The organism is Clostridium beijerinckii (assembly GCF_008705175.1).
Taxonomy (GTDB): Bacteria; Bacillota; Clostridia; order Clostridiales; family Clostridiaceae; genus Clostridium; species Clostridium beijerinckii.
Map to the genome: position 1 here is coordinate 2,352,604 of NZ_CP043998.1, position 13,258 is coordinate 2,365,861.

The window sequence follows — 13,258 nt, forward strand, 5'->3', positions numbered from 1 at the left end:
ATGCATAGGGACGAGATTTTTTTATTCTTTAGGAATTTATATTTCAGTAAAATCTGTAGATAACTTAAAAAAGGTTGATTGAATAGTATTTGTATTTAGAAAAGAATAAAAAAAATCTTATTCGCCTGCCAAATTTTTCTCACATGCGTTCGAAAAGGCAGATGCGTGAAAAAAATCTACACATATGAAAAGAGTGCGAAGCACAATACGGAACTTAACCACAGTCGCCTACGATTTTTTTGTTATAAATTTTAATTAAAATAAAAATATTTATTTTTACAAAATATCTATAAAAATCTTATGTAAAAATAATCAATATATGGGAAAAGGAGCAATAATCATGAAAAGAATATTTATTAAAGATTTAGCAGTTAACGGGGAAGAAACAGTATTACTTAAAGGTTGGGTTCATAAAATTCGTGATCTTTCACATGTTTCATTTATCTTACTTAGAGATAAATCTGGGATAATTCAATTAGTATGTACTAAGGAACAAATTAAAGGTTTAAGACTTGAAAATGCAGTAGAAGTAACTGGAATAGTTCGCGAAAATGAAAAGGCTCCAAAGGGAATGGAAATTGAAGTATCAGATATTAAAATAGCAGGAACTGTATATTATGACAAATTACCATTTGAAATTCAAAGCTTTAAAGAAAAGGCTGCTCTTGAAACTCAATTGGATTATAGAACAATAAGTCTTAGAATTCCTAAGAAAAAAGCAATTTTCAAGGTTCAAAATGAAATTGAAGAAGCATTTAGAATGTTCTTCAAGAGTAATGATTTTGAAGAAATCCATACTCCAAAGATAACTCATTCTGGAACAGAAGGTGGATCTGAAATGTTTACTGTTAATTACTTTAACAGAAGAGCTTTCCTTGCACAAAGTCCTCAATTCTGGAAGCAAATGATGGTTGGAGCAGGTTTTGAAAGAGTATTTGAAGTTGGTTATGCATATAGAGCAGAACTTCACAACACTTGGAGACATTTAAATGAGTATGTTAGTTTAGACGTTGAAATGGGCTTTATAAAAGACGAAACTGATCTTATGGAAATGGAAGAAAGCTTTATAAGATATTTATATAAACACTTAAATGAAAAATGTGCTGAAGAATTGAAATTATTTGATGTGGTTCTTCCAGAAGAAATTAATATTCCAAGAATTCCACTTGCTAAAGCTCAAGAAATTTTATTAACAGAATTTAATAAAAAATCTCCAGTTGGAAATATTGATAATGAGGGTGAAGCACTATTCCATAAATATGTTAAAGAAAAATATAATAGTGACTATGTATTCCTAACAGAATATCCAACAGCTAAGAGACCAATGTATGCAATGGAATGTGAAGAAAATAGAGAAATGACAAAGAGTTTCGACTTAATCTTCAAGGGCGTTGAAATTACAACTGGTGGTCAAAGGATACATGATTATGAAATGTTAAAAGCTAAAATGGAAAGACTAGGATTAAAGCTTGAAGACTTTGCTTTCTATTTAGATACATTTAAATATGGAATGCCACCTCACGGAGGGTTTGCAATTGGTCTAGAAAGAATTACAATGCAAATATTAAACCTTGGAAATATAAGAGAAGCATCATTATTCCCAAGAGACATGAAGAGATTAACACCGTAAGTGAGAATCCAAATTTTACATTTGGATATTCGAACTTACTCAGTGAGCGAATGCGAGTCGAGTTTCCTTAAGTAAGACTTCAAATTTTATATTTGTTAAGTCGAACCTACTCAGCGAACGTAGTGAGTCGAGTTTCATTTAAAAAAGTTATTCAATAGAAACCTAAAAAGCTTCTATTGAATAAAGCTAATTAGTTTATGCAAAGTTAATGAATTTTAACATAGTGTTTTAAACAGCATTATAATGACAAAAAATTTGATGAGGTGAAATTAATGAAAGTTAGTATTGATGAAGTAAAATATATAGCAAAGCTTTCTAAATTAAGATTTTCTGATGAAGAAGCTGCTAAATTTGCAAAAGAATTTGAAAATATTTTAGAGCATTTTCAATATTTAAATGAATTAGATTTAGATATTAAAGAAGATATAGATAATAAGGCAGAATTAAAGCCAGTAGTAAGAAAAGATGAAGTTAAACAATTCGAATGTAAGGATTTATTTAGAAATGTTAAAGACATGCAAGAGACTTATATTAAAGTACCAAAGATTATTGAATAGGGTGGTGACTAGATAATGCAAATGAATATTAAAGAAATGGTAGAAAAAATTAAAAGTGGAGAATTAACTAGTGAAGCACTAGTTCAATCATATATTGAAGAAATTACAAAAAACGAAGGGACTATAAATGCATTTTTAACTCTTACTTGTGAAGAAGCATTGGCTAAAGCTAAAGAAATAGATGCTAAAGTAAAAGCTGGTGAATCTCTAGGAAGACTTGCAGGTATTCCAATAGCTATAAAGGATAACATTTGTACAGAAGGAGTAAACACTACTTGTGCATCAAAAATGCTTGAAGATTTTATTCCACCATATGATGCAACTGTAATAAAAAAATTATTAGCTGAAGATGCAATAATTATTGGTAAAACAAATATGGATGAATTTGCAATGGGATCTTCAAATGAGAACTCGGCATTTAAAAAGACTTTAAATCCAAGGGATATAACTAGAGTTCCAGGAGGATCATCAGGTGGATCAGCAGCAGCAGTTGCAGCAAAATTCGCACCAGTGTCGTTAGGATCTGATACCGGTGGATCTATAAGACAACCAGCAGCATTTTGCGGTGTTGTAGGATTAAAACCTACATATGGATTAGTTTCTAGATTTGGACTTATTGCTTTTGGTTCATCATTGGACCAAATTGGACCATTTTCTAATTCAGTAGAAGACAGTGCTTATATTTTAAATATAATTTCTGGAACTGATGAATATGATTCTACAAGCATAAGAGATTTAAAAGAAATAGATTATACTGCTAGTCTTCAAGATGGAATTAAGGGTATGAAAATCGGTGTCCCTGAAGAATTCTTTGGTGAAGGATTAGATGAAGAAATTAAGGAATCAGTAAAAAATAGTTTAGATAAATTAAAAGAATTAGGAGCAGAAGTTGAAACATTTTCTCTTCCTATAATTAAGGATGGATTAGCAGCTTATTATATAATGTCATCTGCTGAAGCAAGTACTAATTTAGATAGATATGATGGAATAAGATATGGTTATAAGACTCCAAATTACACAAATCTAGATGAATTAGTTGAAAACAGTAGAACTGAAGGTTTTGGAGCAGAAGTTAAGAGAAGAATAATGCTTGGAACATATGCACTTGCTTCTGGATATTATGATGCTTATTATAAGAAAGCAGATGCTTTTAGAAGAAAATTAAGATATGATCTTAAAAAGACTTTTGAAAAATATGACTTAATAGTAGGACCAGTTTCACCTGTATTACCTTTTAAAATTGGTGAAAAAAAGGCTGATCCATTATCAATGTACTTAGCTGACATTTACACTATTAATGTTAATTTAGCTGGAAATCCAGCAATATCAATTCCAGCAGGAAAGAGCAAAGAAGGCTTACCAATTGGAATTCAATTGATGGGTGATATGTTATGCGAAGAAAAAATATTCAAAGCTGCATATAGCTTAGAGCAAGCTTTAGCTATTGAATTATAGGAGGGGAATTACGATGAATTTTGAAACAGTAATAGGACTTGAAATACATGCAGAATTAAAATCGAAGACAAAAATTTTCTGCTCTTGTTCAACTAAATTTGGAGCAGAACCTAATGCTAATACATGTCCAATATGCACAGGGGTCCCTGGAACGCTTCCAGTGCTTAATGAAGAAGTTGTAAATTTAGCAATAAAAGCAGGAACTGCACTAGGATGTACAATAAATAAATATAACAAAATGGATAGAAAAAATTATTTTTATCCCGATCTTCCTAAAAATTATCAAACTTCACAATTTGATTTACCAATCTGTTCAGGTGGGCTTGTAGAATTTGAACATGAAGGAAAGCAAGTAAAAGTTAGATTAAATAGAATTCACATAGAAGAAGATGCTGGAAAGCTAGTTCACGTAGAAGGAGAACCAATTTCTTTAGTAGACTATAACAGAGTTGGTGTTCCTCTAGCAGAAATAGTTACAGAACCAGATATGAGAAGTGTTAGTGAAGCTGTAGCGTTTATGAAAAAGCTTAAATCAATTTTAGAATATGGTGAAATTTCTGATTGTCGTATGGAACAAGGGTCATTAAGATGCGATGCTAATATTTCATTAAGACCAGTAGGGCAAAAAGAATATGGAACTAAGGTAGAGCTTAAAAATATTAACTCATTTAGAGAACTTCAAAAAGCTTTAGAAAAAGAAGAAAGAAGACAAAGAGAACTTTATACTTATGGAGAAGGTCATAAGGTAGTTCAAGAAACTAGAAGATGGGATGCTGCAAAAGGTAAAACAATCTCTATGAGATCTAAAGAAGAAGCAGATGACTATAGATATGTTGTAGAACCAGATTTACCACCAATCATAATCTATGATGAACAAATTGAAACAATAACTAAATCTTTACCTGAAATGCCAGATGAAAAGAAAGAAAGATTTTTAACTTCATATGAACTTACAGAAAAAGAAGTTGATATTTTAATAGGTGATAAAGGACTTGCTACTTTCTTTGAAAAAGTTGTAGAATTAGGTGCTAAGCCTAAAATTGCTTCTAACTGGATATTAGGTGATATTTTAAGAATATTAAATGATAGAAAAATGGAATCTGAAGATATGCCTCTTGAAGCTGAAAACTTTGCAAAGCTTCTTAAGGTAGTTGAAGAAGGTAAAATTAGCAATAATGTAGGAAGAGAAGTTCTTGATGAAATCTTTGATGAAAACAAAGATCCAATGAAGATGATTGAAGAAAAAGGGCTTATGCAAATCAGTTCGTCTGATGAACTTGAAAAAATAGTTGATGAAGTAATTGCAAATAACCCTCAATCAGTAGAAGACTTTAAAGCAGGAAAGACACAAAGTGCTGGATTCTTAATGGGTCAAGTAATGAAATTGTCAAAAGGTAAAGCGAACCCAAAAGTTGCTAAAGAACTTGTTGACAAAAAACTTAGTGAGATTTAAAAATTAAATTGAAATGGAGAGCATGCATTATATATGCAAAAGCTCTCCTTTTTATTTTACCTAATTCATGAATTAAATAATTGTGCATTTTGCCTTGTTTTATTGGAATAAATATTTACAAAAAATAATATTATATATTAACTTATATGTTAAATACTCAAGCTCCATTATATTTTAATAAAGGGAGGAAATTATGGGGAATATCATAAACAAATTTGAAAATGAAACTAAGACAAGGGTAAACGTGATAGATCTTGAGAATTTAGGGAAATCTCAATTGCAAAAAGTAGTTATTAAAGATGGAATTTTTGAAGAAACAGATTTTTTAAAAAGTGACAACTATATTAGTTTTCCAACAGAAATGCTGTGCTCATCTACAAAAAGCAATTTTATTAATGTTTATTTATGCTTGAAAAATGAACTTAGCATGGTTGAAAAACTTAAAGATGAGATTATAAAATCACTATATGAGGCGTATCTAATTCTTGATAAAGATAATTGTGTAGAAAACGATAATTTTAGTGAAGAAGGTTTTAAGAAAGCTTTTTATAATTCTTTAAACAATCAAATTAATAATGTTTCCTTAATTAAATTTTATGAAGTTAATAGTATACAAAATGTATTTAAAGATATTAATTTTAATGAATTGCTTATTGAATTAAGGAAAATAAATTCTTCTGATGACTTTGATAATTTTGAAGAGAAAGATGAGCATATATGGAAGAGTTATTTTGGAGATTTCAAAGATGAGTTTCATAAACATTATAGCAAATGGTTGAAAATGATTTCAAAATACTATGAATGTAATGAAGAGGGGCATGAATATGCAAATGAAGCTCAAGATTATATTAATAAGTTTTTAAATAGAGATTTCCGAAATTTGTGTAATGTCATTTACGGAATAAATACTTCTTGTGATCTTATGGTTGAAAGAGCATATATTAAGCTTCCTGCTAGCAAAGCGAGATACTTAGGAATAATATTTATTGATTGCCCTAAAGGTGAAAATATAGCAAAAACAATAGAAAATCGTGTTGGCGAGGATTATAAAGAATTATTTATGGTTATATCTAAATGTAGTAATAATTTAGAACATCTTTTGGAATTGAAAGAAAATATAAATGATACTACATTAAAGAAGAGAATATTTTATGTCTTAAACGAGTTTGAATCATATAAAAATCATTTATTTGAAAACGACTTATTAGATTCCAATTCCAGAGAAGATTTAATAGATACATTGAAATATGCTACAGCTAAAAAATTAGGGATCAAAGAAGATAAAGTTATTGTAACAGAACAATTTAAAGATATAAACAAAAGAACATTAGATAAATTGGACACACACAATGATTTTGTGCAATTATTAAGACTAATTAGAAAAGAAAGTGAAAGATTAGGCAATCCTATAAAGATAAAATCATCAAATAAGGACGGACTAATTAGTATTTCTTTGAATCAAGAGAGAATGATAGTGCAAGCTCTTATGGGAATGCTTTATGAAAGATATAATGGATATCTAGTCGATCAGTGGAAGAGAATCATTGGTGATGAAAATGAAAAAATCGATAGGAAGTGCAAAAATTATACTTACAGTGAGATTCATACGATAATAAGAAATCGCAAAGATAATTATAAAGAATATAAAGTTACAAAATGTTTAACTACAAAAAAAGATAATAAACCAATTGATTTTAGTATGAGGAGTGGCGATTATACTGATAGCAAAAGAATATTAAAAATGATGGTTGATTATGGTTATCAAACAGTTGGATTTCATCCTAATGAGAATAAAATTTTAGTAAGTGTTAATGGCGAAATCTCTAAAGAAGATAAAGAAAAATTAATAAAATCTATTAAAGGAAGGCTTGAAGAAAACGCTATAAATTATTTTGAAAGTGCATTTCTAGCAAATATATCAAGAAAAAAATTTAATACAAATAATTTATACAAGGCCTTGGAAATTGAAACAAATATAACTATGGATGATTTTTATAGTGCGTTTAGAGAGATGTTCAAAAAAATTAGTGATAATATAGTTAGATATGAAGTTCGACTTCAATGAAAGATAGAAATGCAGATAAATGCTAGGTAATATATATTGCAAAAATAATTCTTCATTATAAGTCTAAAAATATTACAAGAATTTTATCTGTAATTGTGAATTGTGAAATGTGAAATGTGCATTGTGCATTGCAGAATATATATTAAATTGGTTTGATAAATTTTAATTTTATTTAGCGATTAGGTTATATATTATATATGAAAACTTCAGTATTATGAAATCATCTAAAACTGAAGTTTTTTTATTCTTTAGGAAATTATAATTCAATTAAATCTGTGTATAACTTTATAATAGTATGTTTTACTAGGGTTAATTATTATAAAAGAATAAAAAATAAATCATATTCGCCTGCCAAATTTTTCTCACATGCGTTCGAAAAGGCAGATGCGTGAAAAAAATCTACACATATGAAAAGAGTGCGAAGCACAATACGGAACTTAACCACAGTCGCCTGCGATTTTTTTATTTACACTTAAAATTATAATTAATTTATGTAGACTATATTTTTGCTATATTGCATAATTTAAAATAATATGAATTTGGTAAATGAATACAACAATGCATATTATTAGTTTGACAAAATATGTAAATCATATATAATTATGATATAAAGGTTTAAGGGGATGATAACGTGATAAAAAACTGTTGGAAAAAAGCCGTAGCTTTATCAATGATCGCCACATCAATAATGCTATTGAACCCAGTAGGGGCAAACGCATCATGGAAGCAAGATAATATTGGATGGTGGTATAGTGAAGGAAATCTATGGGCTACTGGTTGGAGAAAAGTTGATGGAAATTGGTATTATTTCTATCAAAATGGATATATGGCTAAAGATACGCAAATAAATGGTTATAGAATATATTCAAATGGAGTTGCAGCAAGCAATCCTAGCGGAAAATATGAAGATTCAAATTCTTATAAATGGAAAATTGAAAATGGAGAAAACAAGAATATATCTAATAATTACTATTATATAGAGAATGATAAAGTTATTGGTAAAATGATAAATAAAAATAACTATTTGTACTATACAGAAAATGGACAGAATTTTACTGGATGGAAGCAATTGGGTAGTACCAAAGGTTTTAACTGGTATTACATGGAGAACGGAAAACGCTGTTTAGGATGGAAAAGCATTAATGGAAATTGGTTCTACTTTTCTAATTTTGATGGAGAATCAGATACTGATGTCGAAAATCTAAGAGGGAAAATGGTTAATACTTCTATTTTGGATGCAGGCAAGAGTTATCAATTTGATGATTATGGAGCTTTACAAAGTACAGTTACAAGATTATAATAACATTTTATGTATTGGTGATATTGAGTATTTCTAAGTGCTTAAATAATATTGTTCAGTACAAAAAAAGAATGACTTAGTTAGGGAAATAAGTCATTCTTTTATTATTATTTAAGGGGATAAATAATAATGCTTTAACTACTTTACAAGTTTAATTGTATATTATTAATGTTACATGATTGTGTCAAATTTATTAACTTAATATAAACAAAATAAATATTTAAATTTTTAGCACTGATATGCAGACACCCAACTCTAAAATTAAATTTATGTGGTAACTTCCGAAATCATAAATATTTTGTTCCAAAAAGCTATGAAAATATATTTATGATTTCTAGTGAAGATATGGATTCAAAGTTTTAGCAACTTGGTGAATATGTTCATCTAATAAGTCTAATTATTAAATTGTTTATCTATACAAAAAAGTAGACCGCTTACTATAAAGAAAAGAAGAACTAAAAAATAAAGTTTAATAGTTATTAAAAATATTTATATAGGAATAAAGTTGGATTTATAGATTTTTGTTGCGTTAGTTTTCTGAATTTATTCAAAAAATGATTATAAAAAAGAACGACTTATCAAGGAAATAAGCCGCTCTAAAATTAGAGAGTATTGAAGTAAATTCGTACAATTAAAGTATAAAATATAAGGAGTTTTTTATCAAAATAAATCGTATTACAATCAATGACATGAAAATACTATATATCCTATGTTGAATTCTAAAACGACATGAAAAAATAAATTTATACCGGGATATTGTAGAAAAAGATAAAAATACACATAAAAAAGTAATACAAAAATAAGTGAAGATATTGTTGAAAGATAGTAAAATAAGGATGGGTATAAAATTAATGATTATGAGAGGGATGAGTAATCATCAAAAAAGGGCTAAGATCCTCATTCTTAGGCCTTTTTTTGATATTTAACAATGTGCTTGTCCAGATTTTGAGAAATACGGATAACTATTTTATTTCTAGGAGAAAGAATACAAAGCATATTATTTAGGAGACATTTTCTTAAACGTATATTATATCTTAACTTAAATAATTCAAATCTATTCATGATAGTACCTCTTTTTACTAATTTATACACATAAAATAAATTATAATCTACATAAAATAAATTTTCAAAAAAAATCATACTACAAATAATGTCAAAATATTGTATAAATATACATGCTGTTTTATTCAGATAAAATGAGTAGTTTAATTTAGTTAGATGATATATAAAGAGATATTAAATTACTGGAAAATATAAAATTGTATATTAATATGCATATTATTTAAAATAGTTAGGAACCAAAAAACTTAGTTTATTTACTTTGTATCTCAAACTAAATATAAGTTCGAATGTAACTAGAACTAGTTATAAAACTATAAAGATTATTATTTAAAACTTATGAAGGATATTTTTATGACCTTGATAGATATATAGATATAATTTAAAGAATATTAGCATTGAAAAACTGATGAAACAGATGTTAAAATGTATAGATGAATTAAAAAAGAAAGTATTCACTTGTGAGGAAATAATTCGAATTAAAAATCACTAAAAGATATATAGTAATTTATTGGAGGTAATTATCATGAATATTCATGAAATTTTGTTTGGGTCAAGACCAAAATCTATTTTGAAAATAATAAAAGAAGGGGATTTGGAGGAACTTAAAAATTTTATAACAAATGGCGGAGATATTAATGAAAAATATAATGATACTAGCCTGCTTCATTTTGCTATAGATAATTGTGAGAAAAATTACTTTGACATAATACAATTTCTAGTAAATAATGGTGCTGATATAAATAGTAATCAAAGTTATTTGAAAGAACTACCATTACATAGAATCTGTGCGAGAGTAAGTCCTAAGATGGACGTCATTAAATTACTGTTAGAGAAGGGATCTAAAGTAAATGCTGAAAATATATCAGGAAAAACTCCTATATTTTATTGTAACTTTAATTATTCGGTAGAGCTTTTAAATCTTCTTATAAAATATGGTGCAGATATTAAACATAGAGATAAGTATAGCAATACTCTTTTGCATGATGACTATTTAACTTGTCGTGATACTGATAAGTTTGAAGAATACTTAAACGAAATAGTTTCTCTTGGACTAGATATAAACTCAAAGAATAATTTAGGTCACACACCGCTATATCTTTGTAAAAATAAATCTATTGAAAATATATTGATGGAGCATGGAGCAAAGAGAAGTGTATAATTAAGTGCTTAGATACTATAGAGTAGTTAAATTTAGTTATATAATTTTAGAATCTTTTTTATGATAATATTACTACCGAGTATAATTTATAATTGTGGTTAACATATTACTGCAAAATAAAATTATGATTAAGGAGGTAGATTCAAATGTCATTAAATAATAGCGGAGTGCATAAAAATTCACTATCTAAAAAAAGAACTGACTCAAATGCGGTAAAGTCAGATGTTGGTGCAGAAATTGGTTTTCCTAATAACAAAGATAAAGGTAGAGGAAAAACAGATGGAATAGTTGGAAAGAATTGAAATTTAAAATAGTTTTAATTCTTAGATTGAAATAATAATTTAGAATATAAGAAAAAATAAGGAATCCCTTTGCAGTAATAGTTTTTATAGCAAAGGGATTCTTTTATTAGTTTCTTATTAGATAGTCAAATGCACCTAAGGCAGCTGTTGCTCCTGATCCCATGGAAATAATTATTTGCTTGTATGGGGTATTAGTGCAATCTCCTGCAGCAAATACTCCTGGTACATTAGTAGCACCATGGTTATCAATTATAATTTCGCCTGACTTATTACGATCGACTGTTTCTCCTAACCAATCAGTATTTGGCACAAGTCCAATTTGGACAAATACACCATCTAATTCAACATGCTCAATTTCTCCTGTGTCACGTTCAATATAGGTAATTCCATTTACCTTATCAGTTCCAGTAATTTCTTTAGTCTGAACATTTTTTAAGACGGTTATATTATTCAAACTGTAAAGACGATCTTGCAAAACTGAATCTGCTTTAAGTTCTGGCATAAATTCAAAAACAGTTACGTGACTAGCAACTCCAGCAAGGTCAATGGCAGCTTCGATGCCTGAATTACCTCCACCGATGACTGCAACATGTCTCCCTTTAAATAAAGGGCCATCACAGTGAGGACAATATGTCACACCTTTATTCTTAAACTCTTCTTCTCCAGGAACATCGACATTCCTCCAGCGGGCACCTGTCGAAATTATTACCGTTTTACTCTTTAAACGTGCACCATTTTCTAGTTCAATCTCAATAAGGTCTTTTTTTTCTATAGTCTTAGCACGTTGTAAGTTTACTATATCAACGTTATAGTCTTTGACATGCTCTTCAAGGCTTGCTGCAAGTTTAGGGCCTTCTGTATATTTAATACTTATAAAGTTTTCAATACCTATAGTATCTAATACTTGACCACCAAAATGTTCAACGATAATTCCAGTACGAATGCCTTTACGTGCGGCATAAATAGCAGCACTTGCACCTGCAGGACCGCCGCCAACAACAAGCACATCGTATGGATCTTTATCTGCAAAATCTTCTGAAACTGGGGCTTCTCCGATTTTTGCAAGAATTTCTTCGATAGTCATGCGGCCACTTGCAAAGAATTCTCCATTTAAATAAACTGATGGTACTGCAAGTATATTTTTACTTTCTATCTCTTCTTTAAAAACGGCACCATCAATCATTGTATGAGTCACATTTGGATTAAGGATGCTAATTAAATTTAGAGATTGAACAACTTCTGGGCAGTTATGACAGCTTAAACTAATATAAGTTTCAAAATGGTATTCTCCCTTAATGTTCTTAATTGAATCAATTGTTTTCTGATCAATTTTTGGGGCTCTTCCGCTAACTTGTAGAAGAGCTAGTACTAATGAATTAAATTCATGTCCTAAAGGGATTCCTGCAAAAGCTACACCAGTTTCTTCATCAGTACGATTTATGCTAAAGCTAGGAGTTCTTAATAATTTTGATTTTTTAGCTTTTATTTTTGGAGACATAGAAACTAGTTCATCTACGAGAGAAACCATAGTGTTGGATATATCATCGGAATCAGCACTGACTTTTATAAGTACAGTGCCTTCCATAAGCTCAAGATATTGAGCTAATTGTTGTTTTATATCTTTATCTAGTATCATAGGCGTACCTCTTAGATCCTTCCTACAAGATCAAGGCTTGGTTTAAGAGTTGATGCGCCTTCTTTCCATTTTGCTGGGCAAACTTCGCCAGGATTATTTCTAACATATTGAGCAGCTTTAATTTTATTTACTATTACAGCTGCATCACGACCGATATTGCCAGCATTAATTTCAATTGCTTGAATAACACCATCTGGATCTATGATAAAAGTACCACGATCTGCAAGACCATCAGATTCAATCAATACATCAAAGTTGCGAGATAATGTATGTGAAGGATCACCAATCATAGTATAAGTTATTTTTTTGATGGCTTCTGAACTATCGTGCCATGCTTTATGTGTGTAGTGTGTATCTGTTGAAACTGAATATACTTCAGCACCAAGCCCCTTTAAAGTTTCATAATTATCTTGTAAATCTTCTAATTCAGTAGGGCATACGAATGTGAAATCTGCTGGATAAAAACAAACTACACTCCATTTACCTTTGAAATTTTCTTCAGTGATATCTATAAATTCACCGTTTTTGTAAGCTGATGCTTTAAATTGTTTTACTTCTGTTCCTATTAATGACATAATATATTACCTCCTAAAATTCATTTTTATATTTAAACTATATTTATATTTTATTAAATATTAT

The 13,258-nt window shown here is 29.0% G+C and carries 11 protein-coding genes; 8 read left to right on the forward strand and 3 right to left on the reverse strand.

Annotated features, from left to right (window positions below; translation table 11 throughout):
* Positions 1 to 340: 340 nt before the first annotated feature.
* The 6 genes from aspS to F3K33_RS10635 all read left to right on the forward strand — a co-directional run bounded on the left by aspS (position 341) and on the right by F3K33_RS10635 (position 8,460).
* A complete protein-coding gene (aspS, locus tag F3K33_RS10610) occupies positions 341 to 1,630 on the forward strand; it encodes an aspartate--tRNA(Asn) ligase (RefSeq protein ID WP_039771953.1) in 1,290 nt (429 codons plus the stop codon).
* A gap of 272 nt (positions 1,631 to 1,902) precedes the next feature.
* A complete protein-coding gene (gene gatC, locus F3K33_RS10615; protein ID WP_012058353.1) occupies positions 1,903 to 2,187 on the forward strand; it encodes an Asp-tRNA(Asn)/Glu-tRNA(Gln) amidotransferase subunit GatC in 285 nt (94 codons plus the stop codon).
* A 15-nt stretch (positions 2,188 to 2,202) separates the two neighbouring features.
* The gene (gene gatA / locus F3K33_RS10620) at positions 2,203 to 3,642 is read left to right on the forward strand and encodes an Asp-tRNA(Asn)/Glu-tRNA(Gln) amidotransferase subunit GatA (protein ID WP_023976981.1); all 1,440 of its coding nucleotides are present in this window, start codon (positions 2,203 to 2,205) and stop codon (positions 3,640 to 3,642) included.
* A gap of 13 nt (positions 3,643 to 3,655) precedes the next feature.
* Positions 3,656 to 5,095: an Asp-tRNA(Asn)/Glu-tRNA(Gln) amidotransferase subunit GatB gene (gene gatB / locus F3K33_RS10625; RefSeq protein WP_017212623.1), complete on the forward strand. Its 1,440-nt coding sequence runs from the start codon at positions 3,656 to 3,658 to the stop codon at positions 5,093 to 5,095.
* A gap of 193 nt (positions 5,096 to 5,288) precedes the next feature.
* Complete coding sequence (locus tag F3K33_RS10630; RefSeq protein ID WP_039771955.1) at positions 5,289 to 7,160, forward strand: hypothetical protein; 1,872 nt, start codon at positions 5,289 to 5,291, stop codon at positions 7,158 to 7,160.
* Between the two features lie 631 nt (positions 7,161 to 7,791).
* The gene (locus F3K33_RS10635; protein ID WP_039771957.1) at positions 7,792 to 8,460 is read left to right on the forward strand and encodes a cell wall-binding protein; all 669 of its coding nucleotides are present in this window, start codon (positions 7,792 to 7,794) and stop codon (positions 8,458 to 8,460) included.
* 903 nt (positions 8,461 to 9,363) lie between these two features.
* On the opposite strand, the gene F3K33_RS27130 is transcribed toward F3K33_RS10635, so the two are convergent.
* Positions 9,364 to 9,600 carry a Spo0E family sporulation regulatory protein-aspartic acid phosphatase gene (locus F3K33_RS27130; RefSeq protein WP_373866472.1) on the reverse strand — a complete coding sequence of 79 codons (237 nt, stop codon included), beginning with the start codon at positions 9,598 to 9,600 and terminating at the stop codon, positions 9,364 to 9,366.
* Between the two features lie 445 nt (positions 9,601 to 10,045).
* On the opposite strand from F3K33_RS27130, the gene F3K33_RS10645 reads away from it, so the two are divergent.
* A complete protein-coding gene (locus F3K33_RS10645; RefSeq protein WP_039771959.1) occupies positions 10,046 to 10,681 on the forward strand; it encodes an ankyrin repeat domain-containing protein in 636 nt (211 codons plus the stop codon).
* Between the two features lie 146 nt (positions 10,682 to 10,827).
* Positions 10,828 to 10,983: a hypothetical protein gene (locus tag F3K33_RS26340; protein ID WP_167514412.1), complete on the forward strand. Its 156-nt coding sequence runs from the start codon at positions 10,828 to 10,830 to the stop codon at positions 10,981 to 10,983.
* Between the two features lie 106 nt (positions 10,984 to 11,089).
* Here F3K33_RS26340 and ahpF read toward each other — a convergent pair whose 3' ends face one another.
* Complete coding sequence (gene ahpF / locus F3K33_RS10650; RefSeq protein WP_039771961.1) at positions 11,090 to 12,619, reverse strand: alkyl hydroperoxide reductase subunit F; 1,530 nt, start codon at positions 12,617 to 12,619, stop codon at positions 11,090 to 11,092.
* 11 nt (positions 12,620 to 12,630) lie between these two features.
* Positions 12,631 to 13,194, reverse strand: a complete 564-nt coding sequence (ahpC, locus tag F3K33_RS10655) for an alkyl hydroperoxide reductase subunit C (protein ID WP_039771963.1) — start codon at positions 13,192 to 13,194, stop codon at positions 12,631 to 12,633.
* Positions 13,195 to 13,258: the final 64 nt, after the last annotated feature.

Coding starts and splice junctions, on each gene's coding strand:
- aspS (WP_039771953.1), top strand. CDS start 341: ATGAAAAGAATATTTATTAAAGATTTAGCAGTTAACGGGGAAGAAACA.
- gatC (WP_012058353.1), top strand. CDS start 1,903: ATGAAAGTTAGTATTGATGAAGTAAAATATATAGCAAAGCTTTCTAAA.
- gatA (WP_023976981.1), top strand. CDS start 2,203: ATGCAAATGAATATTAAAGAAATGGTAGAAAAAATTAAAAGTGGAGAA.
- gatB (WP_017212623.1), top strand. CDS start 3,656: ATGAATTTTGAAACAGTAATAGGACTTGAAATACATGCAGAATTAAAA.
- F3K33_RS10630 (WP_039771955.1), top strand. CDS start 5,289: ATGGGGAATATCATAAACAAATTTGAAAATGAAACTAAGACAAGGGTA.
- F3K33_RS27130 (WP_373866472.1), bottom strand. CDS start 9,600: ATGATTTTTTTTGAAAATTTATTTTATGTAGATTATAATTTATTTTAT.
- F3K33_RS10645 (WP_039771959.1), top strand. CDS start 10,046: ATGAATATTCATGAAATTTTGTTTGGGTCAAGACCAAAATCTATTTTG.
- F3K33_RS26340 (WP_167514412.1), top strand. CDS start 10,828: ATGTCATTAAATAATAGCGGAGTGCATAAAAATTCACTATCTAAAAAA.
- ahpF (WP_039771961.1), bottom strand. CDS start 12,619: ATGATACTAGATAAAGATATAAAACAACAATTAGCTCAATATCTTGAG.
- ahpC (WP_039771963.1), bottom strand. CDS start 13,194: ATGTCATTAATAGGAACAGAAGTAAAACAATTTAAAGCATCAGCTTAC.